We start from the raw sequence: 22,840 nt of genomic DNA, 5'->3' as shown, positions 1-22,840 counted from the left end.
GACCGGGACGACGACCGGGACGACGGCCGGCGCCCGGCGTGTCGGGGCGCGATGTGTCGGGGTGCCGGACCGCTCTCGGCGTCGACGGCGACGGTGTCCGATCCAGACATGGCCCGATCCTTGCGCAGCATGGCGATCGAGCCACCTCCGGAGGGGACACGTCCCGACGAGCATGCGGCCATGACGGAACGACGGCCGCTCAGCCGGATCAACACCGAAACCGGAATCAACACCGAAACCGGAATCAACACCGAAACCGGAATCAACACCGAAACCGGAATCAACACCGAAACCGGAATCAACGCCGACACCGGCACCGACGCCGGGCACGGCATCGGGATCGGCATCGTCCTGTTCGACGACGTGGAGGAACTCGACGCCGTCGGACCGTGGGAGGTGCTGACGTACTGGGCCAGGCATTTCCCCGGGGACGGCGTTCGCGTGTGGACGGTCGCGCGACGGCGGGAGGTCCGCTGCGCCAAGGGGCTCACCGTCCTCGCCGACCACACCCCCGACGACGCGCCGCCCGCGACCGTGCTGGTGCACCCCGGCGGCGCCGGCACCCGTCCGCTGATGCGGGACGAGGACTGGCTGGCGTGGGTGCGGGAGCAGCGCGCCCACGTGCCCCTGATGACCAGCGTGTGCACGGGCTCGCTCGTCTACGCGGCGGCCGGCCTGCTGCGGGACCGGCCCGCCACGACCTACTGGGGAGCGCTGGACGAGCTGCGGGCGGCCGACCCCACCGTGGACGTCCGCTCCGACGACAGGTTCGTCGACGACGGCGACGTGATCACCTCGTCCGGGGTGTCGGCCGGGATCGACATGGCGCTGCACCTGGTCCTGCGGTTGGCCGGCCGGGAACGCGCCAGGGCGGTGCGGCGCGGCATCCAGTACGACCCGGAGCCCCCGGTGTGACCGTTCGGCGTGACCGACCGCCGTGGCTGACGGGTGTGGCCGGCGGGCGTGACCAGTGGGGCGGGCGCCTTCCCGGCGCCCGCCCCGCGCTGGTCGGCTGGTCGACCGGGCTGATCGGCCGGGCTGGTCAGAGCTGTCGGTCAGCCCTGTCGGTCAACCCGGCCCGTCAGCCCTGCCGGAGCAGGGCGGTCATCTCGTCGATCTCCGCCTGCTGCGACTCGACGATCCTCCGCGCCAGGTCCCTGGCCTCGGGGGACGAGCCCTGGGCCTGCTCGACGCGCGCCATCTCCACCGCGCCGCGGTGGTGCTCGATCATCATCTGAAGCCACTGGCGGTCGAACTCGGGACCCCGCGCGGCCTGGAGCGCGGCCATCTGCTGCTCGCTCATCATGCCGGACCCGCCGTGGCCGGCGTGCCCGCCGCCGGCGCTGGGCACGGTGGCTCCCCACTGCCGGAGCCAGCCGGTCATCTGGTCGATCTCCGGCTGCTGGGCGCGCTCCACCCGGTGCGCCAGGTCCACGACCTTCTGGCTCGCGCCGTGGGCGGGCGCCATCCGCGCCATCTCCACGGCCTGCACGTGGTGCGGGATCATCCGCTGCGCGAACGTGACGTCGGCCTGGTTGTGCTGCCCGCCCTGGGTCGAGGTCCCCGTTCCGGACGGGGTCGAGGTCGCGGAGGGCGGCGTGGTCCCGCCGTTCTGGCCGGTGTGGTCGGAGTTGGAGCAGCCGGCCGCGAGCAGCAGCCCGGCGGACAGCGCGACGACGGTGACGATCTTCCTGCGCACGGTCTTCTCCCTGCGTTGGTCGTGTGGGCGTGACCGGACTGGTGTGCGGGCGAGCGCGTCGCACACCAGTGGACCGGTCACAGCCGCCACACGCAGAGCGCGGGAAGAAGGAGGGACCCGGTAGGGGGACCGCGTTCCGGCGGTGGCGCTCCGCCGCACCACGCGAGCGCCGGCTGGCGGGTCGCCGGCGTCGGCCGCGTCCGCCCGAGCAGCCGGAGCACGAGGAGACCGAGGGCGGTGACGACCAGGCCCAGGCACAGGTGAAGTCCTGTGTGGACAGTGCCGTGGCCTCCGCCGTGGCCCTGGCCGTGATCTCCGCCGAGCCCGCCGTCGCGGTCGCCGAGGGCGGCCTCACCACCGGGAGATCCCGCGTGGTGTTCGGCGCGGTCTCCGGCGTGATGTCCTCTGTGGTCGGTTGCGAGGGCGGCGGCCGGGGACGGCGGCGTCGGCCAGGAGGGGCGGGCGATCTGGTGCATCGCCAGCACTCCCGCCGCGAGGGTCAGCACGAGCAGCGCGAGGCGGAGCCCGGAGCGGGCGTTCGCGTCGTGCCGGTCGCCGACCACGGCCGGCAGCCTAGCCGGGGACGATCCGGGCGAAGCCGCCACGAGTTGGCTGACTACATGTGACTTGGCTAACCATGCAGGCCGTCGACGTGCGACAACAGATCGTGTTGCCCGGGGCCACCGCGTCGGGCGCGAACCCGAGGTCTACGATCCGGTGAGGCATGAGGTCGCCTCGCGACCCCGTGCCGAGCAGGTATGAAGGTCCACCAGGCGAGTGCAGGAGGCACCGTGACGGCCGTCGCCCCCCAGCCGATCGCGGCGCGCCCGTATCCGGCGCGTCAGACGGTCAAGGGTTCGTTCCTGCTGCGGATGTTCCGGACCACGGACCACAAGCAGCTCGGCATCATGTACATCGTCACGTCGATGGCCTTCTTCCTGGTCGGCGGCGTGATGGCGCTGCTGATGCGCACCGAGCTCGCCAGGCCGGGTCTGCAATTCCTGTCGCAGGAGCAGTTCAACCAGCTCTTCACCATGCACGGCACGGTGATGCTGCTGCTGTACGCGACGCCGATCGTCTTCGGCTTCGCCAACTACATCCTGCCGTTGCAGATCGGGTCGCCGGACGTGGCGTTCCCGCGGCTGAACGCGTTCTCCTACTGGCTGTTCCTCTTCGGCAGCCTCATCACCCTCAGCGGGTTCCTCACCCCGGGCGGCGCCGCCGACTTCGGCTGGTTCGCCTACACGCCGCTGTCCGACGCGGTGAACTCCCCGGGCGTGGGCGCCGACCTGTGGCTGTCCGGCCTGGTCGTCTCCGGTCTCGGCACCATCCTCGGCGCCGTCAACATGATCACCACCGTGGTGTGCCTCCGCGCGCCCGGCATGACCATGTTCCGGATGCCGATCTTCACGTGGAACATCCTGGTCACCAGCCTGCTGGTGCTCATGGCGTTCCCGATCCTGACCGCCGCGCTGCTCGGCCTGATCGCCGACCGGCACCTGGGCGCCCACGTGTTCGACCCGAACAACGGCGGCGTCATCCTGTGGCAGCACCTGTTCTGGTTCTTCGGCCACCCCGAGGTCTACATCATCGCGCTGCCGTTCTTCGGCATCGTGTCCGAGATCTTCCCGGTGTTCAGCCGTAAGCCGCTGTTCGGCTACAAGGGACTGGTCTACGCGACCCTGGTGATCGCGGCCCTGTCGGTGACCGTGTGGGCGCACCACATGTACGCCACCGGCGCGGTCCTGCTGCCGTTCTTCGCGTTCATGACCTTCCTGATCGCGGTCCCGACCGGCGTGAAGTTCTTCAACTGGATCGGCACCATGTGGAAGGGGCAGCTCACGTTCGAGACCCCGATGCTGTTCAGCATCGGCTTCATCGTGACCTTCCTCTTCGGCGGTCTGTCCGGTGTGCTGCTGGCCGCCCCGCCGATCGACTTCCACGTGTCGGACACCTACTTCGTGGTGGCGCACTTCCACTACGTGCTGTACGGCACCATCGCCTTCGCGACCTTCGCCGGCATCTACTTCTGGTTCCCGAAGATGACCGGCCGCCTGCTCGACGAGCGGCTGGGCAAGCTCCACTTCTGGACCACGTTCATCGGCTTCCACGGCACGTTCCTGGTGCAGCACTGGCTGGGCAACGAGGGCATGCCGCGCCGGTACGCCGACTACCTGCCCAGCGACGGGTTCACCACCCTGAACACGATCTCCACGATCGGCGCGTACATCCTGGGCGCCTCGATGCTCCCGTTCATCTGGAACGTGTTCAAGAGCTACCGCTACGGGGAGATCGTCGAGGTGGACGACCCGTGGGGCTACGGCAACTCGCTGGAGTGGGCCACCTCCTGCCCGCCGCCGCGGCACAACTTCACCGAGCTGCCCCGGATCCGTTCCGAGCGCCCGGCGTTCGAGCTGCACTACCCGCACATGACCGAGCGGATGCGGCTGGAGGCGCACGTCGGCCTGACCGGCAAGCCGCAGCACCACGCCGCCCCGTCGGAGCTGGCCGCCGCCGCGGTCCAGTCCGGCCAGGCGGGCTCGGCGGACTCGTCGGACGGCGATCCGAAGGGCAAGTGACCCGCGGGGTCGGCCCCCGCCGGGATTCCTCCCGGGGCGACCCCACCGGCTCGACGACGAGCCCCGGCCACCGATACTGGTGGCCGGGGCTCGTCCCGTTCCCGCCCCCAGACACCGCCGTCGTCGACAGGAGACCGGCACGTGACCGCGCCCAACGCCACCACCGTCCTGATCACCGTCACCGGGCCGGACAAGCCCGGGGTCACCTCCGTGCTGTTCGCCGCCCTCACCCGGCACGGGGTCGAGGTGCTCGACGTGGAGCAGGTGGTGATCAGGGGCCGGCTCGTGCTGGGCGTGCTGGTGGCCGCCGACCACGACCCCGAGGGGTTGCAGGAGGCCGTCGAGCAGGCCATGGCCACCGTCGGCATGCAGGTCGAGGTGGAGATCGGCGCGGACAGCGCCGCCCGCGCCCGGCTGGGCTCCAGCCACGTCCTGGTGGTGCTCGGCCGCCCGGTCACCGCGCGGTCGTTCACCGAGGTCGCCCGCAGGCTGGCCGCGCTGGGCGCCAACATCGACGCCATCCGCAGGGTGGCCGACTACCCGGTGACCGGGCTGGAGCTGCTGGTCTCCGCCGCCGACGACAGCGCCTCCTCCGACGCCGAGCTGCGCTCGGCCATGGCCGAGGTCTCGTCCCGGATCAAGGTCGACATCGCGGTGGAGCGCGCCGGCCTGGCCAGGAGGGCCAAGCGGCTGGTGGTCTTCGACGTCGACTCGACCCTGGTGCAGGGCGAGGTCATCGAGATGCTGGCCGCGCACGCCGGGTTCGAGAAGGAGGTCCGGGAGATCACCGAGGCCGCCATGCGGGGCGAGCTGGACTTCACCGAGTCGCTGCACCGCAGGGTGGCGTTGCTGGAGGGCCTGCCGGCCGGGGTGCTCGACGAGGTCGCCGAGACGCTGGAGCTGATGCCGGGCGCCCGCACGACCATCCGCACGCTCCGCCGCCTCGGCTTCCGCTGCGGCGTGGTCTCGGGTGGCTTCACGCAGGTCGTGCAGCGGCTCGTGGACGAGCTGGGGCTGGACTTCTGCGCCGCCAACGAGCTGGAGGTGCGGGACGGCCGGCTCACCGGGCGCGTGGTGGGCGAGGTGGTGGACCGGCCGGGCAAGGCCGCCGCGCTGCGTCGTTTCGCCAGCGAGTACGGCGTCCCGCTGGCCCAGTGCGTGGCCGTGGGCGACGGCGCCAACGACATCGACATGCTGTCGGCGGCCGGTCTGGGCGTGGCGTTCAACGCCAAGCCGGCGCTGCGCGAGGTCGCCGACGCCGCCCTGTCCCACCCGTTCCTCGACGCGGTGCTGTTCCTGCTGGGCGTGACCAGGGCCGAGGTGGAGGCGGCGGACGCCGCCGACGGACTGCGCCTGGAGCGGTTGTGACACCGGTGACGCCGACGGCCCTCGACCACCTCGCCGCGCGGTACGCCACCTGGCTGGCGCTGCCGGCCCCGGCCACCGTGGACGTGTCCGACGAGGACCCGGAGCAGGTCCGCGCCATGCCGGTCGTGCTGCGTGTGGAGCGGGCGGAGCCGCCGGCGCGGTCCGCGGTGCTCGCCGCGGCGGCGTCGGCCGCGGTGGCCGTCTGCCTCGACCCGAGGGCGGAGCCCGGCGGCGAGTGGCACGACGCGGTGGACACGTGGGTGCGGGGCCGCATCCGCAAGGTGTCGCGGCGGGCGCGGGGCGCGCAGTGGGCGGCCGTCGGCGAGCTGCCGGGCAGGACGATCACGTGTGACGGGGCGCAGGCGCGCGCGTTGCTGCCCGGCAGGGTGGTCGACGTGCCGCGCGAGGTCGCCAAGCTCCAGATCTCCGGCACGGACCTGCCGGACGACGAGCCGGGTCCGCCGCCCCCCGACGTGCCGGTGCTGTGGCTGAACCCGACCGTGCCGATGACCGTCGGCAAGGCCGCGGCCCAGGTCGGGCACGCGACGATGATCCTGGCCGCGCTGCTCTACGCCGACGGGGAGCACGGGGCGGTCGCGGACTGGACCGCGGCGGGCCTGCCGTGCGCGGTGCGGCGGGCGGACGAGGCGAGGTGGGCGCGGCTGCACCCCGGGGACAGCCCGGAGCGGGCCTGGCGGAAGCACCGGGTGGCCGCCGTGCGCGACGCCGGGTTCACCGAGGTCGCGCCGGGGACGGTCACCGTCCTCGCGACCTGGCCCTGACCCGCCCGCGCCGGTCCGCATCCTGCCCGCGCCCGGCCGCATCCTGCCCGCGCCCGGCCGCACTCGGCGCGGACCCGCCGCGTCCCGCCCGGACCAGCCGCGTCCCGCTCGGACCAGCCGCGTCCCGCTCGGACCCGCCGCGCCGGGCGGACCCGCCGGGTGTCAGGTGTTGATGCGGCGCAGGGCGGCGCGGACGACCTCCGGGTCGTGGGTGGTCCAGAACGGCGGCAGGGAGGCGCGGAGGAACCCGCCGTAGCGGGCCGTGGCCAACCGGGGGTCGAGGATCGCGACCACACCCCGGTCGTTCATCGACCGCAGCAGCCGGCCGGCGCCCTGCGCGAGCAGCAGGGCGGCGTGGGTCGCGGCGACGGTGAGGAACCCGTTGCCGCCCCTGGCGGCGACCGCCCGCTGCCGGGCCGAGGCGAGCGGGTCGTCGGGCCGGGGGAACGGGATGCGGTCCATCACCACGAGCTGGAGCGACGGGCCGGGCACGTCCACGCCCTGCCACAGCGACAGCGTGCCGAACAGGCAGGTCGCCTCGTCCTCCGCGAACTGCTTGACCAGCAACGAGGTCGAGTCGTCGCCCTGGCACAGGATCGTGTTCGGCAGCCGCTCCCGCAGCGCCTCGGTGGCCTGCCTGGCCGCGCGCATCGAGGAGAACAGGCCGAGCGCGCGTCCCCCGGCGGCCTCGACCAACCCGGCCAGCTCGTCGAGGTACTGCGGCGGCAACCCGTCCCTGCCCGGCGGCGGCAGGTGCCGGGCCACGTAGAGGATGCCGCTGCGCGGGTGGTCGAACGGGGAGCCCACGTCCAGCGACGTCCACTTCGGACCGTCCAGCTCCGGGGACCCGGTGTCGTCGGCCGGCGGCTCCTTCTCCGTGGCCGCGCCCTCCGCGCGACGCCGGGGAGCGGGCGAGGGCGGCAGGCCCCACTGCCGGGCCAACGTGTCGAACGTGCCGCCGAGGGTGAGGGTCGCCGAGGTGAGCACCACCGAGCGCGGGCCGAACAGCCGCTCCCGCAGCAGCCCGCCGACGCTGAGCGGGGCGACCCGCAGCGCGGCCGGCCGCACCTGGTCCTGGGTGACGCCGCCGGAGATCCACACCACGTCGTGCCGCTCCGACTCGGCCGGCTCGAACGCCGCCAGCAGCCGGACCGCGGTGTCGTGCACCTCCTCCAGCAGGGCCAGCGCGAGCTTGCGCGCCGTGCTGCCCTCCACGTCCTCCTTGCGCTCGGGGCCGAGCGCGGTGACGCAGGCGTGCGCGGCGTCCCTGACCACGGCCACCGCGCCGGCCAGCGGCGTCGGAAGGTCGTCGAGCCGGCCGGGGGACAGCTCGGCGAGGGTGAGCGCCAGCCCGTCGCCCGCCTCGGCGAGCCGGTCGGCGATGTCCTCGCTGACCAGCCGGCCACAGCGCCGCGCGGCGGCGGCGACCGCGTTGGCGGTCAGCTCCGCCGTGGCCACCGAGGTGACCCGGTCCACCAGGTCGTGCGCCTCGTCCACGATCACCACGTCGTGCTCCGGCAGCACCGAATAGCCCTGAAGGGCGTCGATGGCCAGCAGGGCGTGGTTGGTGACGACCACGTCCGCCTTCCCGGCCTCGGCGCGGGCCCGCTCGGCGAAGCAGTCGGTGCCGACCGGGCACCGGGAGACGCCCAGGCACTCCTTGGCGGACACCGAGACCTGGCGCCACGCGTGCTCGCCGACGCCCGGCACCAGCTCGTCCCGGTCCCCGGTCTCGGTGTCCGAGGACCACTCGTGCAGCCGCTTCACCTGCCGGCCGATCGCCGACACCGCGAACGGGTCGAACAGCCCGGCCTCCTCCGGCTCCTCGGGCGCGCCGGTGTGCAGCCGGTGCAGACACAGGTAGTTGCGCCGGCCCTTGAGGATGGCGAACCGGGGCTCCCGGCCCAGCAGGGGCGCCAGCGCCTTGGCCAGCCGGGGGAGGTCCCGGTCGACGAGCTGCCGTTGCAGGGCGATCGTCGCGGTGGAGACCACGACCGTGGCGTCCTCGGTGACGGCGTGCCGCAGCGCCGGCACCAGGTAGGCCAGCGACTTGCCGGTCCCGGTCCCGGCCTGCACGGCCAGGTGCTCACCGGTCCGGATCGCCCTGGCCACGGCCTCGGTCATCGCGACCTGGCCGGGCCGCTCCGCCCCGCCCACGGCCGACACCGCCGCGGCGAGCAGGGCGGTGACGTCGGGGACCTCGACGTCCCCCGTGGTCGGAAGGGGCTTGGCTGACTGGAGGGAGGAGGCCGGCACGACACCGCACGCTACCGGCCCGGGCCGACGGGCACCTCGACCTCCGCCAGGATGCGCCGGCCCAGGTCGAGCGCTGCCCTGCCGTGCTCCCTGGTCAGCGACACCGGCTCTCCGGCGCGGGCCGCGGCCAGCTCGCGCAGCGGCCCTGCCAGGTCCGGCCAGGCCGCCGAGGCCAGCTCGGCCGCCCTGGTCTTGCTGACGATCTCGTCGGTGCGCAGCGTGTGCCACAGCCGGGCCGGACCGAACGCGATCCACATCACACCCTCGGCCAGCACGGGGGTGTCGTCGCCGCGCAGCCCCATCATCACGGCGACCTGCTGGAGCAGCGGAGCCCAGTAGGAGGCGAGGTTCTCCTGGCAGAACGCGCGCACGGCCGCCAGGTCCACCGGCGGGTGCGGCTCGTCGCCGCGCACCGTCACCCGGTGCCGGTCGAGCTGGAGCCAGGTGACCGGGTTCAGCAGGAACGCGCGGTCGGTGACGTTGAGGCTGCCGTCGTTCGCCCAGGGACCGGTGCTGGCGCTCTCGGGCGGGCCGGCCAGCTCGCCGGCCCGCAGGTACAGCGCCTCCACGTGCACACCGGCGCCGGTGTGGGCCGCGGCCAGGGCCGCCAGGTCGTCGGCGTCGGGCTCCCTGGACAGCTCCGCGACCACGTCGAGGTCGGACACGGCGGGGTGGTGGTCGCCCAGCGCGGCCGACCCGATCACGTGCAGGCCCACGACCAGGCCGGGGGCGGCGGCGTCCAGACGGGCCAGGTGCTCGGCGGCGGCCTCGGCCGCGGCCGGCGACAACGCGATGTCGGTCACCCGGGCGACGGTAGCGGGTGGCGGCGCGGGGTGACGACGATCCGGTGCCGGTTCCCTCACGGGACGGTCTCGGCCCGCCGTTGGGCCGGATGGAGCACGCCAGGATGCTTCCCGTGTCCCCTCCCCCCCGTTCGGCGCGGTGGTTGCCCCTGGTGGCCGCCCTCCTGCTCGTGATCACCGGCTGCCAACCCCAGGAGCGGGGGCGGATCCTGGTGGGCAGGGACCGCAACGACGTGGTGGTGGCGGTCCTCGGGACCTGCGCCGGCGGGGAGCAGGTGGAGCTGGTGATCACGAACCGGGCGGCCGACGGCGAGGTGGCCAGGGCGCGCACGCGGACCACCGGGCGCGTGCTGAGGGTGGGGCTGTACGGGCCGCCGCCGGGCTGGGACGTCGCGCGGTGGGACCTGGTGCGCAGCACCGGCCGGGTGCAGGTCAACGCGACCGTGACGAACGGCAGCGGCGAGGTCACCCACCGCCTCCAGCCGACGGTGGTGGACCTGGACCGGGTGCGGCCGCTGGACGCCGGCGCGGACGACGACGCCCAACGGACCTGCTGAGGCGTTCCGAGGTCCGGAAGCGAGGCTTGGGGAGCCAGCTTCGGAGGAGCCCCGACAGCCCGACGGCGGGTGGCCGGCGTCCGGGGAGGACGCGGGCCACCCGCCGTCGGGTGTTCGGGATGTGTCGCTGTTCCGGATGTGCCGGTGTTCCTGGTTCCTGGCCGGTCGGTGGACCAGGGGAGCAGGGGCCGGCGGCCCAGGGGCTCGGCCAGGGGGCGGCGGCCCACGGGCTCGGCGGACCAGGGGACCAGGGGCCCGGCGGTCCACCGACCGGAGGGCGGGTCGGTCAGCGCTGGAAGCGCCGGACCAGCGCCCACGCGCCGGGCAGCAGGCCCGCGGCCAGCGCGATCTTCAGCGCGTCGCCGACGAGGAACGGCAGCATGCCCTTGGCGAGCGCCGTGCCGAGGTCGAAGCCGGTGACCGCCATCAGCCACGGCACGCCCACCGCGTAGATCGCCAGGTTGCCCAGCACCATCGTGCCCGCCGTGCGCAGCGGGGTGCGGTCGCCGCCGCGGGCGGCCAGCGCGCCGACCAGGGTGCCCGCGACCAGGAAGCCCACGACGTAGCCGAAGCTCGCGCCGCCCCAGCCCGCCGAGCCGGCGGAGAACCAGGGCACCCCGGCCACGCCGGCGAGCAGGTACAGCGCCATGGCGGCGAAACCGCGCTGCCAGCCGAGGCCGGCGCCCACGAGCAGCGCGCCGAGGGTCTGGGCCGTGACCGGCACCGGGCTGCCGGGGATCGGCAGCGCGACCTGCGCGAGCAGCCCGGTCAGGCCCGCGCCGGCGAGGACCAGGACGGCGTCGCGGACGGCGGCGCCGGGAACGAGGTCGGCGAGGACCGCGCGCGGGCGCGCCAGGCCGACGGGGTGTGCGGCAAGGGACACGGGGACCTCCACTGTGACGGGGGCTTGCTCCCGGAGGCTAACCGGGCCGACCGTCGCTGGTCGTTGTCGAGACCTCACAAAGATCTGCGGGTGGTGATCGAGATCATGTGCTGGCGGGGTCGAGTTCGGCTCCACGGGGGCTGGAGGGCGGCGCGGGGGCGGGTCGCGGGTTGGTGAACTCGTTGGGGCGCCGGGCTTTTCTCGCCTGTGGGAGGGGTGGTCTCGTGTGGTGCGGCTGTTCATTGGTTGTCAAGTGGTTTTCTCGGGAACAGGGGGAGTTATCCACAGGGGCCTGAGTTGTCCACAGGTCGCGGCGATGCCGTTCTCCCGAGGGGTGGGAGACGATAGGCTGGAGCGGGGCTCGCCCCCCAGGGCGGGTGGGGGCTGTCCTCTGGTGAATGTGCTCCCCGGCGCACGGGAGTGGTGAACGGTTTTCTGTGTGGTGTCAACCCTTTCGCCGGTTTGGGCGACGGGGTTGTCCACAGGGGATGGAGTTGTCCACAGCGGACCGATGTGACCCTTCGGCGTGGGGTGGTTGTCGGTAGGCTGGAGCGGGGCTCGCCCCCCGGAGAGGGCGGGGGCTGTTCTGGGGTGGGAGGTCAGGCGGGACGCCTGGGCGGTGAGAGACGTCCCGCCGCTGTGGGAGAGGGCCTCGCCGCAAGGCACGACCGTTGTCCCGTCCCAGAAGGCGGGAAGGCCCACCGTTCTCACGTGAGCGAGCTGGCAGCCGGCAGTCTGCCCAGAACCGCGGGACAACCCGCGACCCCCAACTCCTGTGGGCATCCCAGAGAGCCCCGAGAGTCCCGGAACCGGTGGAGAACCCCCGCGCCTCAGCCCTGGTAGGGCGCGCCGACGAGGGTGACACCGGCCTCGCGGAGCTGGTCGAGGGCGCTCTCGGCCGTCGGCTGGGCGACAGCGGCCGTGAGGTCGAGCAGCACCGTCGTGGCGAAGCCCTCGCGCACCGCGTCCAGCGCCGTGGCGCGCACGCAGTGGTCCGTCGCGATGCCGACCACGTCCACGCTGTCCACGTCGTGATCCCGCAACCAGTCGGCCAGGCTCCTGCCGGTCTCGTCCTCGCCCTCGAAGCCGGAGTAGGCGGCGGAGTGGGCGCCCTTGGAGAAGACGGCGTCGAACTGGCCGGTGTCCAGGTTCGGGTGGAACTCCGCACCCGGCGTGCCGACCACGCAGTGCGGCGGCCAGGTGTCGACGTAGTCCGGCTCGTCGCTGAAGTGCGCGCCCGGGTCGACGTGGTGGTCCCGCGTCGCCACCACGTGCTCGTACCGGTGCCCCGCCAGGTGCCGGGAGATCGCCGCCGCGACCTCGGCCCCACCGGACACCGCCAGCGACCCGCCCTCGCAGAAGTCGTTCTGCACGTCCACGACGATCAGTGCCCTGGCCATCGCCGCCACCCCTCAGCCGAGGAACACGGTGGGAACGGCGGGCTCGCCGTGCGAGAGCTTCAGACCCTCCCACGGCACGCTCACCAGCGCCCGCCGCAGCCGCTCCCTGCTCTCCTCCAGGGTGGGCAGGTCGGCCACCGGCTGTCCAGCCCGCACCAGCGGGACCTGGAGCGCGCGGTCGTGCTCCCCGCGCTCCGGCTCCGGCCCCCGGTGCGGGTAGACGACCTCCTCGATCGCGGTGCCGGTCGGCTTGTGCCGGCGCAGCGCGGCCTTGCGGCCGCCCCGGGACTCCTTGTGCGAGCTGCGCTTGGCCACCGGCCGGCCCTCGACCTCGACCAGCTTGTAGACCATGCCGGAGGTCGGCGCGCCGGAGCCGGTCACCACCGAGGTGCCCACGCCGTAGGCGTCCACCGGCTCCGCCCGCAGCGCGGCGATCGCGAACTCGTCGAGGTCGCCGGACACCACGATCTTGGTGTTGCGGGCGCCCAGCCGGTCGAGCTGCTCCCTGGCCTGCCGGGCCAGCACGCCGAGGTCGCCGGAGTCGATGCGGATCGCGCCCAGCTCGGGGCCGGCCGCCCTGATCGCCGCGTCGATGCCCGCGGTGATGTCGAAGGTGTCCACCAGCAACGTGGTCTGGGGGCCCAGCGCGGCCAGTTGCGAGCGGAAGGCCGCCTCCTCGTCGTCGTGCAGCAGCACGAAGGCGTGCGCGGTGGTGCCGGCGGTCGGGATGCCGTAGCGCCGGCCCGCCTCCAGGTTGGAGGTGGCGGTGAACCCGGCGAGGTAGGCGGCGCGGGCGGCGGCCACGGCCGCCTCCTCGTGGGCCCGCCGCGAGCCCATCTCGATCATGCGCCGGCCGTTGGCCGCCGAGACCATGCGCGCCGCGGCCGAGGCCACCGCGCTGTCGTGGTTGAGGATCGACAGCGCCAGCGTCTCCAGCACGACGGCCTCGGCGAACGTGCCGGTGACGGTGAGGATCGGCGAGCCGGGAAAGTACAGCTCGCCCTCCGGGTAGCCGTCCACGTCGCCGGTGAACCGGTAGTCGGCCAGCCAGCGCAGGGTCGCGTCGTCGACGACCCTCGACTCGGCCAGCGCGGTCAGCTCGGCGTCGGTGAACCGGAAGTGTTCGAGGGCCTCCAGCAGCCGACCGGTCCCCGCGACCACGCCGTAGCGGCGGCCGTCGGGCAGCCGCCGGGCGAACAGCTCGAAGACGCAGCGCCGCTGCGCCGTGCCGTCCCGCAACGCGCTGGCCAGCATGGTCAGCTCGTAGTGGTCGGTGAACAACGCGGTGCTCTCGGGCTGCGCGGCCGTCATAGCCGCTGAGCCTAGAACCGACCCGGCCGCGACCGGCCCTCCCGTGGGCGCGACTGTGACCAAGGCCGTCATCGGGCCGCCGTCGGACTGTCGCCCGGACCGTCGCCCGGACCGCCGCCGGTCACCGGCTCCCGCGCTCCTCCGCTCCTCCGCCGCCGGTCGTCACGGTCCGTCGACGCCCGGGGCCCGTGCCGCCCCCATCGCCCTCCGGTGTCCGGGGCGCGTGCCACCATTGATGTCATGACCACGCCCGTCGAGCAGGAGCGGACGCAGGTCGACCCGGCCGTGGACGAGGGCGCCGCCGAGGTCGGGGCCGAGGACCGACCCTGGCTGACGATCGTCTGGAACGATCCGGTCAACCTGATGTCCTACGTGACCTACGTGTTCCAGAAGCTCTTCGGCTACAGCCGGGAGAAGGCCACCAAGCTCATGTTGGACGTGCACCACAAGGGCAGGGCGGTCGTCTCCTCCGGCTCCAAGGAGAAGGTCGAGGGCGACGTGGCGCGGCTGCACGCGGCCGGCCTGTGGGCGACCATGCAGCGCGAGTCGTGAGCGGGTGGGGACCTGATGGAAGCCTGGAAGCGCCACGGGGCGCAGATCGTCGGCGTGCTCGACCGGCAGGAGGCGGCGCTGGTCCGCGGCATGGTCGGGCAGATCAAGGACATGCTCGACGCCAGGGTGGCCGAGCAGCCCGAGGACGAGCTGGCCGCGTTGACCGGGATCCGCACCGGGCACTCGTCCCCTCCTGAGGACCCGATCCTGGCCCGGCTGCTGCCCGACTTCCACCGGGTCGACCTGGACGAGCACGGCGAGCTGCCGCCGTCGGCCGCCGCCGACATGGACGCGGCCGCCGCCATGCGCTCGCTGCACGAGCCCGAGCTGTTGGACCGCAAGACCGGGGTGGCCGCGGTGGTGCTGCGGACCTGCCCGCCGGACGGCGGCGTGGCCCGGCTGTCCGAGGAGGAGGCCGAGGCCTGGCTGACGGCCATCAACGACGTGCGGCTGGCGCTGGGCACCGCGCTCCAGATCACCGAGGACACGCCGGACGTGTTGCCCGAGGACGACCCGCGCGGCCCGCACTACGGCGTCTACCAGTGGCTGACCTGGGTGCAGGAGAGCCTGGTCCAGGCGGTGGTCGGTGGGGACGAGTTCGCCAACTGAGCCGGGCGCCGGCGTGTCCGGCCCGTCCGGTGCCTCCACCGTGCCCGGACCCTCCGGTCCGCCCGGCGCGCCGACCGGGCTGGTGTCCGGCCCGCACAACGCGATCACCGACGTGCCCGGTGTGCTCGTCGGGCACCACCACCGGCTCGGCGCGGGGTGGGCGACCGGCGCGACCGTCGTCCTGACCCCCGAGGGCGCGGTGGGCGGCGTCGACGTCCGAGGGGGCGGCCCCGGCACCAGGGAGACCGAGCTGCTCGACCCGTCCCGCCTGGTCGACCGGGTGCACGGCGTCTGCCTGGCGGGCGGCAGCGCGTACGGGCTGGCCGCCGCCGATGGCGTGATGCGCTGGCTCGCCGAGCGCGGCCACGGCTTCCCGGTGGGCGCCGAGCCGCACCAGGTCGTGCCGATCGTCCCGGCCGCCGTGTTGTTCGACCTGCCCCTGGGCGACTGGGGGAACCGTCCCGACGCGGAGTTCGGCTACGCCGCCTGCGCGGCCGCCACGGACGGCCCCGTCGCGCAGGGCTGCGTCGGCGCGGGCACGGGCGCGACGGCGGGATCTCTCAAGGGTGGGGTCGGCACCGCGAGCGCCGTGCTGCCCGACGGCTCGGTGGTCGGGGCCGTGCTCGCCGTCAACGCCTTCGGGGAGGTCGTCGACCCCGACCGGGGCACGCCGTGGGCGTGGGAGCTGGGACTGCCCGGTGAGTTCGGGTTGCGCGCGCCCGCGGCGGAGGACCTGGCGCGGGCGAAGGAGCGGCTGGTGAGCGTCCGGCAGCCCATGAACACGGTCATCGGGGTGGTCGCGACCGACGCCGCCCTGTCCAAGGCGGAGTGCCGCCGGGTGGCCACGGTCGCCCAGGACGGGTTGGCCAGGGCGATCCGCCCCGCCCACTCCCTCTTCGACGGGGACACGCTGTTCGCGGTGTCGACCGGCCGGCGCGAGCTGGGGCACGACGCGGACGCGTACGCCTCGGCGGCCAGCCGCGCCGGCGCGCTGGACGCCGTCTGCGCCGCCGCGGCGGACGTGGTCTCCCGGGCCGTCGTCCACGGGCTGCTCGCCGCCACGACCGTCGGCGCGGCGCCGGCCTACCGCGACGTCTTTCCCTCCGCTTTCAGCGGCGGTCGTTGACCCGTCCGACAGGTGTGGGAAGGGGATTCATCCACGTGGCCGGACCGGTGGGCCGCACGGGTCAAGAGCGGTGCCGCTGGGTGGGCGCGTCGTCGCGGAATGCGACTTCTCACACCGTAGGACTGGTTCCGACGGCCCGTAGGATGGGCTCGTGCTGGTGATCCGACGTGATCTGGTGGACGCGATGGTGGCGCATGCCCGTCGCGACCACCCGGACGAGGCGTGCGGTGTGATCGCCGGCCCCGCGGGGTCCGACCGCCCTGAGCGGTTCGTCCCGATGACCAACGCCGAGCGTTCCCCGACGTTCTACCGGTTCGACTCGCTCGAGCAGCTCAGGGTGTGGCGGGAGATGGACCGCGCCGACGAGGTGCCCGTGGTGATCTACCACTCGCACACCGCGACCGAGGCCTACCCGTCCCGCACCGACATCTCCTACGCGTCCGAGCCGGACGCGCACTACGTGCTGGTCTCCACGCGGGACCCGCACGAGCACGAGCTGCGGTCGTACCGCATCGTCGACGGCGTGGTCACCGAGGAACCCGTCGAGGTCGTCGAGTCGTACATGTTCTCCCACACGGGCGCCGACGACGTTCCCGACTGTCGCTGACCACGCGCGTGCCCGGCCCGCTGGCGTCTCGCCCGGCCGACTGCGCCGTTCCGCGTTGGATTCCACTGTGGACAGGAGGTCCCACCATGGCCGTGACCGTCTCGATCCCCACCATCCTGCGCAACCTGACCGGTGGGCAGAAGTCCGTCGAGGCGTCGGGCAGCACGCTGGCCGAGGTCATCGACGACCTGGAGAGCCGGCACGCCGGCCTGAAGGCGAAGCTGGTCAAGGACGGCAGCCTGCACCGGTTCGTCAACGTCTACGTCAACGACGAGGACGTGCGGTTCCAGGGCGGCCTGGAGGCGAAGGTCTCCGAGGGCGCCGACGTGACGATCCTGCCGGCCGTGGCCGGCGGCATGCGGTAGACCGGGTGGAGGTGGCCCGCCGTGGCCCGCTACGACTCGTTGCTCGACGCGCTGGGTGACACCCCGCTCGTCGGGCTGCCCCGGCTGTCCCCGTCGGAGACCGTGCGGCTGTGGGCGAAGCTGGAGGACCGCAACCCGACCGGCTCGATCAAGGACCGCCCCGCCCTGGCGATGGTGGAGGCCGCCGAGCGCGACGGCCGGCTGCGGCCGGGCAGCACCATCCTGGAGCCCACGTCGGGCAACACCGGCATCTCGCTGGCCATGGCGGCCCGGCTCAAGGGGTACCGCCTGGTCTGCGTCATGCCGGAGAACACCTCCGAGGAACGGCGCCAGCTTCTGGCCGCCTACGGCGCGGAGATCATCTCCTCTCCGGCGGCCGGCGGGTCGAACATGGCCGTGGCCCTGGCCAAGCAGCTCGCCGCGGCCAACCCGGACTGGGTGATGCTGTACCAGTACGGCAACCCGGCCAACGCGGACGCGCACTACCGCACCACCGGCCCGGAGATCCTGCGCGACCTGCCCACGGTCACGCACTTCGTCGCCGGGCTCGGCACCACGGGGACGCTGGTCGGCGTCGGCCGCTACCTGCGGGAGCACAAGCCGGACGTGCAGATCGTCGCGGCCGAGCCGCGGTACGGCGAGCTGGTGTACGGCCTGCGCAACCTCGACGAGGGGTTCGTGCCGGAGCTGTACGACCCCGACGTGCTGACCGGCAAGTTCTCCGTCGGCTCCCAGGACGCGCTCCGCAGGACGCGCCAGCTCCTGGAGGTCGAGGGCATCTTCGCCGGGATCTCCACCGGGGCGATCCTGCACGCGGCGCTGGCCGTGGCGGAGAAGGCCGCCGGCACCGGGGAGCGCGCGGACGTGGTGTTCGTCGTGGCCGACGGCGGGTGGAAGTACCTGTCCACGGGCGCCTACAGCGGCTCCCTGGAGGAGGCCGCCGCGCGGCTGGAGGGGCACCTCTGGGCCTAGCCGCCTCCTGGGCCGCCTCCCCGACCGTCCTGGTCGGTCGGCCCTCGTGACCACGAGCCCCCGGTCCGCGTCACCCGAGGACCGGGGGCTCGTCGCGGCTCGTCGCGTCGGCGGTCAGCCGGGGAAGGCCGGGGCGGCCACGCCGTTGCCGGCGTCCGGCAGCACGAGCAGCGAGCCGGCCAGCTCCTGCTCGGCGAGCACCGCCTCGTCCAGTCCGGCGCGCACCGTCGTGACGTAGAGGTCGGTCAGCCCGTCGCCGCCGAAGGCGCACGCCGAGGGGCGGGTGACCGGCAGCGGGACGTGCCGGTCCAGCCGGCCGTCCGGGGTGTAGCGGCGCACGGCCCCGCCGTCCCACAGGGCGACCCACACGCAGTCGTCGGAGTCCACGCAGACACCGGCGGGGAAACCGGCATCGGGCTCGATCTCGCACAGCGGCCGGCGGTCGGTGGCCCGTCCGGTCGCCGGGTCGAAGTCGAGCACGTCGATCCGCCGCGACGGCGAGTCCACGAAGATCATTTGCCGCCCGTCCGGCCGCCACGCCACGCCGCCGCCCAGCGCCACGTCGTCCAGCACGACGCGCGCGGCCCCGTCCGGCTCCACACAGGTCAGCCAGCCGCCGCCCTCGGCACCCCGGTACCGCAGCGTGCCGGCCCAGAGCCGGCCGCAGGGGTCGACGCCGGCGTCGCCGCCGCGCATGCCGTCCCGCGCCCAGTAGACGAGCCACCGGCGGCTGCCGTCCCGGTCCACCAGGGCCACGCCGTCCCGCAGGTTGAGCACCAGCCCGCCGACGGCGCGCGGCTTGGCCGCGCCGACGTGCTGCGGGACGTCCAGCACGGCGTCGCTGTCCGGCCCGGGGGTGAACCGGTGCACCTGGCTGCCGAGCACGTCCACCCACAGGAGGGAGGAGTACATGGCATCCCAGGTCGGGTTACCGCCGAGTTCGGCTTCGGCGCGCACCGCGACCTCGGTTCCCCGATGATCACCCATGCGGGGCACCCTATTGGAGGGAGAACTCAGGGTCATCCCGGAGCCCGCGTGGTGGTCCGGCCCGTACCGTGGGCGGACGTGGACCCCGTGACCGTGCCCGCGCGACCGACCGTGAACCGCGTGCTGCCGCCCCGGCCCAAGCAGGCCGCGGTCGTGGTCCTGGCGTGGACCGCGCTGCTGTACCTGATCGAACTGGTGGACGTCGTCGGCTTCGACGGCCGACTCGACCGCTGGGGCGGCATCCAGCCACTGGAGGTCTCCGGACTCGACGGCGTCCTGTTCGCGCCGCTGCTGCACGCCGGGTGGGACCACCTGGCCGCCAACACCCTGCCGTTCCTGGTGCTGGGCTTCCTCGCCATGTCCGGCGGCCTCGGGCAGTTCGTCGCGGTGACCGCCGTGGTGTGGCTGGTGGGCGGCCTGGGCACCTGGGTGGGCGGCGGCTCCGGCTACCACGTGGGCGCGTCCGGCCTGATCTTCGGCTGGCTGGCGTTCCTGCTGGTGCGCGGGTTCTTCGCGCGCAGCGTCGCCCAGATCCTGCTCGCGGTCGCGCTGTTCCTCTACTACGGCTACATGCTGTGGGGCGTGCTGCCCACGACCAGCGGCGTCTCCTGGCAGGGCCACCTGTTCGGCGCCGTCGGCGGCGTGCTCGCCGCGTGGCTGGTGGCCAGGGCGGACCGGCCGGGGCGGAGGAGGCCCTCCGGTAGCGTGAGGGCGTGACGCTCAGCCCCGACGCCCCCATCGGCATCTTCGACTCGGGAGTGGGCGGGCTCACCGTCGCCCGCGCGATCGCGGACCAGATGCCGGGTGAGCGGCTCCGGTACGTGGGCGACACCGCGAACAGCCCCTACGGGCCGAAGAGCATCGCCGAGCTGCGGCGGCTCGCGCTGACGATCGGCGACTCGCTGGTGGCCAGCGGGGTGAAGATGCTGGTCATCGCCTGCAACTCCGCGTCGTCGGCCTGTCTGCGCGACGCGCGGGAGCGGTACGACGTCCCGGTGGTCGAGGTGGTGCTGCCGGCGGTGCGCCGGGCCGCCGCCACCACCCGCAACGGCCGCATCGGCGTGATCGGCACCGAGGCGACGATCCGGTCCAGGGCCTACGAGGACGCCTTCGCCGCCGCGCGGGACGTCGAGGTCACCAGCGCGGCCTGTCCCCGGTTCGCCGAGTTCGTCGAGCGGGGCATCACCTCGGGCCGGCAGGTGCTCGGCCTGGCCCAGGGCTACCTGGAGCCGCTCCAGCGGGCCGGCGTCGACACGGTGATCCTCGGCTGCACGCACTACCCGATGCTCACCGGCGTGCTCCAGGTCGTCCTCGGCCCCGACGTGACGCTGGTGTCCAGCGCGGAGGAGACGGCCAAGGACGTCTTCCGCGTCCTGGTCGAGCACGACCTGCTGGCGGAGGTGGGGCCGGAGCCGCCGGCCCACGAGTTCACCGCGACCGGGCCCGCCGAGCCGTTCGCCCGCCTGGCGCGACGCTTCCTGGGGCCGGAGCTGGGGTCTGTGACGAGTCGCACAGACGCCGGGCGGGTGGCCGTGCCACCCTCGCTCGTGTGATCCTCACCGTCCTCGGCTGTTCGGGCAGCGTGCCCGGTCCCGGTGTCCCCGCGTCGGGCTACCTCGTCCAGGCGGGCGGAACCCTGGTCGCCCTGGACTTCGGCAACGGGGTCCTGGCGGCGCTGTCGGCGCGGCGCGACCCGCTCTCCCTCGACGCGCTGCTGCTGTCGCACCTCCACCCCGACCACTGCGCCGACATGACCGCGCTCGCGGTGCTCCGCAGGTATGACCCGGTGCGCCGCCCCGCCGCGCCGCTCCCGGTGCACGCGCCCCGCGAGGCCGCCTCCCGACTGGCGGCCGCCTACGCGCCGAGCGCGGCCGAGCTGGCCGAGACCGACCTGTCGGACGTGTTCGCCTTCCGCCCGCTGGAGCCGGGCACGGTGCGGATCGGCGAGTGCGTCGTGACCGCGGCGCGGGTGGCCCACCCCTGCGAGGCGTTCGGCTTCCGGATCGAGCACGAGGGCGCGGTGCTCGCCTACACCGGCGACACCGGGCCGTGTGACGCCGTGGTGGAACTGGCGCGGGGAGCGGACGTCCTGCTGTCCGAGGCGACCTGGCCCGACCTGCCCGACCTCCCCCGGGACCTGCACCTGTCGGGGCGGGAGGCCGGGGAGCTGGCGACGGCGGCCGGGGTGCGGAAACTGGTGCTGACCCACATCGCGCCCTGGTTCGACGCGGAGTCGGTGGCGGCCGAGGCGCGCGCGGCCTTCTCCGGGCCGGTCGAGCTGGCGGCTCCCGGAGCCGAGCACCCGGTCCTGGCGGCTACGACCCGCTGACGCCGGTGCCCTGCCACACGGCGACCGACCCCGAGTGGCCGGCGCGGACCACCTGGACGACGGTGGCCACGGCGAGGACGACCACCAGGACAGCCGCTCCCAGGGCGATCCGCCGCCACGTGCGCGGGACCGCCACCGGGGCGTCGTCGGCCGGCGCGGTCCTGCCGGCCTGGTCGGCGGTCCGCTCCCGGTCGGCGAGCCGGCCCGCGACGAGGAGCAGCACCAACGCCACGCCGAGGCCCAGCGCCACGGGCAGGAGCTGCCGGCCCAGCTCCTCGTGCCGCGCGATGAGGGGGTTGGGGGCGACGGCGGTGAGCGGGGTCCGGAGCTGCTCGCCGGTGCGTTGGGCGATTGGCGTCGCCAGCACGGCGAGCGCGGTCACCGCCAGCACCGCCGGGCCGTACCTGCGCCGCCACGCCTGACGCGCCGCCGCCGCGATCGCGCCGACCGCCGCCAGCGGCAGCAACACGACGACGGCGTGCACGACCAGCGGGTGCAGGGGGATGCCGTCCAGCGTGGTCAGCTCCTGCGCGGTCGTCATACCGCCTCCGCCTGGGTCTCGCGGGCCGTCGTCGCCCACCACCAGCGCCGTCGCGGGAGGCCCGCACCTGGTTGGCGGTGGTGAGTGGGGAGGGGAGCAGTGTGGCGCACGGCCGCCGGTGCGCCTTGCGGGACACCCGCACCTGGTGGGTGGTCGTGAGCGGAGAAGGAAAGGTGTCGCCCACGCCGACCGCTGCGTCTTGCTGGGCATCCGCGCCCGGTCGATGTCCATGGGCGGAGCAGAGAAGGGTGTTGCTCACGCCGATCGCTGTCTCGTGCTGGGCACTCGCGCCTGGTGGGTGGTGGTGGGCAGGGAAGCGAAAAAGTGTCGCTCGCGGCTGCCGTTGTGCCTTTCGGGACACCCGCACCTGATGGGTGTCCGGGGCCAGGGAAGCGAAGAGTGTGGCTCACGCCGACCGGTGGGTGTTGCTGGGCATCCGCACCCGGTAGGTGGTCATGGGCGGAGGACAGAAGAGTGTCGCTCACGGCCGTCGTTACGCCTTGCTGGGGACCCGCGCCCGGTCGATGTCCGTGGGCGGAGTAGAGGAAGGTGCGGCTCACCATGTCGTTTGTGAGGCCTGCGCGTGGCCGGTGTCCGTGGGCAGAGAAGAGAAAAGTGTCGTTCACGCCCACCTCTTTGTCTTGTTGGGCACTCGCACCTCGTTGGTGTCCGTGGGCGGAGGAGAAGGTGTCGCCCGCGCCCACCGTTGCGCCTTGCGGGGCACCCGCACCTGGTGGGTGGTCGTGGGCACGGAAGCGAAAAGTGTGTCCCACGGCCGCCGTTGTGTCGTGCGGGACACCCGCACCGGTCGGTGGTCGTGGGCGGGGATGGGAGCAGTCTGGTCCGGTCCACGCTCGCCATTGCGCCTTCCTGGGCATCCGCACCCGGTCGGTGTCCGCGGGCGGAGAAGGGAGGAGTGTTGCTCACGGCCGCCGTTGTGCCTTGCGGGACACCCGCACCTGGTGGGTGGTCGTGAGCGGAGAAGGAAAGGTGTCGCCACGCCCACCGCTGCGTCTTGCTGGGCATCCGCGCCTGGTTGGTGGTGGGCGGAGTAGAGGAAGGTGCGGCCCGGCGTGTTGTCTGGGAGGCCTGCGTGTGGCCGGTGGTCGTGGGC

23 protein-coding genes are annotated in these 22,840 nt (G+C 73.8%); 14 read left to right on the top strand and 9 right to left on the bottom strand.

From position 1 onward, the window contains the following. Window positions 1–180 precede the first annotated feature (180 nt). Window positions 181–915 carry a DJ-1/PfpI family protein gene (locus tag LX15_RS30695; RefSeq protein WP_253674552.1) on the top strand — a complete coding sequence of 245 codons (735 nt, stop codon included), beginning with the start codon at window positions 181–183 and terminating at the stop codon, window positions 913–915. 166 nt (window positions 916–1,081) lie between these two features. Here the strand turns inward: LX15_RS30695 and LX15_RS30690 are convergent, their stop codons facing one another. Continuing rightward, complete coding sequence (locus tag LX15_RS30690) at window positions 1,082–1,699, bottom strand: DUF305 domain-containing protein (RefSeq protein ID WP_253674550.1); 618 nt, start codon at window positions 1,697–1,699, stop codon at window positions 1,082–1,084. 77 nt (window positions 1,700–1,776) lie between these two features. After that, a complete protein-coding gene (locus tag LX15_RS30685; protein ID WP_253674548.1) occupies window positions 1,777–2,262 on the bottom strand; it encodes a hypothetical protein in 486 nt (161 codons plus the stop codon). A 228-nt stretch (window positions 2,263–2,490) separates the two neighbouring features. Between LX15_RS30685 and ctaD the strand changes: the two genes are divergently transcribed. The 3 genes from ctaD (at window position 2,491) to LX15_RS30670 (ending at window position 6,428) form a co-directional block, all read left to right on the top strand. Continuing rightward, a complete protein-coding gene (ctaD, locus tag LX15_RS30680; protein ID WP_253674545.1) occupies window positions 2,491–4,278 on the top strand; it encodes an aa3-type cytochrome oxidase subunit I in 1,788 nt (595 codons plus the stop codon). Window positions 4,279–4,419: 141 nt separating this feature from the next. Beyond that, a complete protein-coding gene (serB, locus tag LX15_RS30675; protein ID WP_253674544.1) occupies window positions 4,420–5,646 on the top strand; it encodes a phosphoserine phosphatase SerB in 1,227 nt (408 codons plus the stop codon). Next, window positions 5,643–6,428 carry an aminoacyl-tRNA hydrolase gene (locus LX15_RS30670; RefSeq protein ID WP_253674543.1) on the top strand — a complete coding sequence of 262 codons (786 nt, stop codon included), beginning with the start codon at window positions 5,643–5,645 and terminating at the stop codon, window positions 6,426–6,428. The genes serB and LX15_RS30670 overlap by 4 nt, the downstream gene beginning before the upstream one ends. A gap of 162 nt (window positions 6,429–6,590) precedes the next feature. Here LX15_RS30670 and LX15_RS30665 read toward each other — a convergent pair whose 3' ends face one another. Together LX15_RS30665 and LX15_RS30660 are read right to left on the bottom strand one after the other, a co-directional pair. Continuing rightward, a complete protein-coding gene (locus tag LX15_RS30665) occupies window positions 6,591–8,594 on the bottom strand; it encodes an ATP-dependent DNA helicase (RefSeq protein WP_504978738.1) in 2,004 nt (667 codons plus the stop codon). 101 nt (window positions 8,595–8,695) lie between these two features. Beyond that, window positions 8,696–9,487, bottom strand: a complete 792-nt coding sequence (locus LX15_RS30660; protein WP_253674542.1) for a nucleotidyltransferase domain-containing protein — start codon at window positions 9,485–9,487, stop codon at window positions 8,696–8,698. Window positions 9,488–9,600: 113 nt separating this feature from the next. Here LX15_RS30660 and LX15_RS30655 point away from each other — a divergent pair, with 113 nt between their 5' ends. Beyond that, window positions 9,601–10,044, top strand: a complete 444-nt coding sequence (locus tag LX15_RS30655; RefSeq protein ID WP_253674541.1) for a hypothetical protein — start codon at window positions 9,601–9,603, stop codon at window positions 10,042–10,044. A 286-nt stretch (window positions 10,045–10,330) separates the two neighbouring features. Here LX15_RS30655 and LX15_RS30650 read toward each other — a convergent pair whose 3' ends face one another. From LX15_RS30650 to LX15_RS30640, 3 genes are all read right to left on the bottom strand, one after another. Continuing rightward, window positions 10,331–10,927: a biotin transporter BioY gene (locus LX15_RS30650; RefSeq protein WP_253674540.1), complete on the bottom strand. Its 597-nt coding sequence runs from the start codon at window positions 10,925–10,927 to the stop codon at window positions 10,331–10,333. Between the two features lie 830 nt (window positions 10,928–11,757). Next, entirely contained in the window at window positions 11,758–12,327 is a 570-nt protein-coding gene (locus LX15_RS30645) for an isochorismatase family protein (protein WP_253674539.1), read from the bottom strand. Window positions 12,328–12,339: 12 nt separating this feature from the next. Further along, window positions 12,340–13,638 (bottom strand): nicotinate phosphoribosyltransferase, encoded by a 1,299-nt coding sequence (locus tag LX15_RS30640; protein WP_253674537.1) that lies wholly within the window; start codon window positions 13,636–13,638, stop codon window positions 12,340–12,342. A 240-nt stretch (window positions 13,639–13,878) separates the two neighbouring features. Here LX15_RS30640 and clpS point away from each other — a divergent pair, with 240 nt between their 5' ends. The 6 genes from clpS to LX15_RS30610 all read left to right on the top strand — a co-directional run bounded on the left by clpS (window position 13,879) and on the right by LX15_RS30610 (window position 17,869). Beyond that, on the top strand, window positions 13,879–14,190 hold the full coding sequence (gene clpS, locus LX15_RS30635) for an ATP-dependent Clp protease adapter ClpS (protein ID WP_253674535.1): 312 nt from the start codon (window positions 13,879–13,881) through the stop codon (window positions 14,188–14,190). Window positions 14,191–14,205: 15 nt separating this feature from the next. Continuing rightward, a complete protein-coding gene (locus LX15_RS30630; RefSeq protein ID WP_253674533.1) occupies window positions 14,206–14,799 on the top strand; it encodes a DUF2017 domain-containing protein in 594 nt (197 codons plus the stop codon). 82 nt (window positions 14,800–14,881) lie between these two features. After that, complete coding sequence (locus LX15_RS30625) at window positions 14,882–15,925, top strand: P1 family peptidase (RefSeq protein WP_372502824.1); 1,044 nt, start codon at window positions 14,882–14,884, stop codon at window positions 15,923–15,925. 151 nt (window positions 15,926–16,076) lie between these two features. After that, window positions 16,077–16,532, top strand: a complete 456-nt coding sequence (locus LX15_RS30620; protein WP_308213543.1) for a M67 family metallopeptidase — start codon at window positions 16,077–16,079, stop codon at window positions 16,530–16,532. 86 nt (window positions 16,533–16,618) lie between these two features. Continuing rightward, on the top strand, window positions 16,619–16,897 hold the full coding sequence (locus LX15_RS30615; RefSeq protein WP_253674530.1) for a MoaD/ThiS family protein: 279 nt from the start codon (window positions 16,619–16,621) through the stop codon (window positions 16,895–16,897). 21 nt (window positions 16,898–16,918) lie between these two features. Beyond that, window positions 16,919–17,869, top strand: coding sequence for a PLP-dependent cysteine synthase family protein (locus tag LX15_RS30610; protein WP_253674529.1), 951 nt, complete (start codon window positions 16,919–16,921; stop codon window positions 17,867–17,869). Between the two features lie 114 nt (window positions 17,870–17,983). On the opposite strand, the gene LX15_RS30605 is transcribed toward LX15_RS30610, so the two are convergent. After that, window positions 17,984–18,856, bottom strand: coding sequence for an SMP-30/gluconolactonase/LRE family protein (locus LX15_RS30605; RefSeq protein WP_253674528.1), 873 nt, complete (start codon window positions 18,854–18,856; stop codon window positions 17,984–17,986). Window positions 18,857–18,934: 78 nt separating this feature from the next. Between LX15_RS30605 and LX15_RS30600 the strand changes: the two genes are divergently transcribed. The 3 genes from LX15_RS30600 to LX15_RS30590 are packed head-to-tail and all read left to right on the top strand — an operon-like array spanning window position 18,935 to window position 21,185. Then, a complete protein-coding gene (locus LX15_RS30600) occupies window positions 18,935–19,573 on the top strand; it encodes a rhomboid family intramembrane serine protease (protein ID WP_253674527.1) in 639 nt (212 codons plus the stop codon). Further along, the gene (gene murI, locus LX15_RS30595; protein WP_253674526.1) at window positions 19,570–20,409 is read left to right on the top strand and encodes a glutamate racemase; all 840 of its coding nucleotides are present in this window, start codon (window positions 19,570–19,572) and stop codon (window positions 20,407–20,409) included. Before LX15_RS30600 ends, murI begins: the two co-directional genes overlap by 4 nt. Continuing rightward, window positions 20,406–21,185, top strand: coding sequence for an MBL fold metallo-hydrolase (locus tag LX15_RS30590; protein ID WP_253674525.1), 780 nt, complete (start codon window positions 20,406–20,408; stop codon window positions 21,183–21,185). The genes murI and LX15_RS30590 overlap by 4 nt, the downstream gene beginning before the upstream one ends. Here LX15_RS30590 and LX15_RS30585 read toward each other — a convergent pair. Beyond that, on the bottom strand, window positions 21,172–21,726 hold the full coding sequence (locus LX15_RS30585) for a DUF2231 domain-containing protein (RefSeq protein WP_253674524.1): 555 nt from the start codon (window positions 21,724–21,726) through the stop codon (window positions 21,172–21,174). The two genes, LX15_RS30590 and LX15_RS30585, sit on opposite strands and share 14 nt — an antisense overlap. Window positions 21,727–22,840 lie beyond the last annotated feature (1,114 nt).

The organism is Streptoalloteichus tenebrarius (genome assembly GCF_024171885.1).
GTDB classification, from domain to species: Bacteria; Actinomycetota; Actinomycetes; order Mycobacteriales; family Pseudonocardiaceae; genus Streptoalloteichus; species Streptoalloteichus tenebrarius.
Note: the sequence above shows the minus strand (reverse complement) of the source record. Positions and strands in the feature narration are given on the sequence as shown.

What these genes read in the sequence shown, in the direction of transcription:
- LX15_RS30695 (WP_253674552.1), top strand. Translation starts at nt 181, where the DNA reads ATGACGGAACGACGGCCGCTCAGCCGGATCAACACCGAAACCGGAATC.
- LX15_RS30645 (WP_253674539.1), bottom strand. Translation starts at nt 12,327, where the DNA reads ATGGCCAGGGCACTGATCGTCGTGGACGTGCAGAACGACTTCTGCGAG.
- LX15_RS30640 (WP_253674537.1), bottom strand. Translation starts at nt 13,638, where the DNA reads ATGACGGCCGCGCAGCCCGAGAGCACCGCGTTGTTCACCGACCACTAC.
- clpS (WP_253674535.1), top strand. Translation starts at nt 13,879, where the DNA reads ATGACCACGCCCGTCGAGCAGGAGCGGACGCAGGTCGACCCGGCCGTG.
- LX15_RS30630 (WP_253674533.1), top strand. Translation starts at nt 14,206, where the DNA reads ATGGAAGCCTGGAAGCGCCACGGGGCGCAGATCGTCGGCGTGCTCGAC.
- LX15_RS30615 (WP_253674530.1), top strand. Translation starts at nt 16,619, where the DNA reads ATGGCCGTGACCGTCTCGATCCCCACCATCCTGCGCAACCTGACCGGT.
- LX15_RS30605 (WP_253674528.1), bottom strand. Translation starts at nt 18,856, where the DNA reads ATGGGTGATCATCGGGGAACCGAGGTCGCGGTGCGCGCCGAAGCCGAA.
- LX15_RS30585 (WP_253674524.1), bottom strand. Translation starts at nt 21,726, where the DNA reads ATGACGACCGCGCAGGAGCTGACCACGCTGGACGGCATCCCCCTGCAC.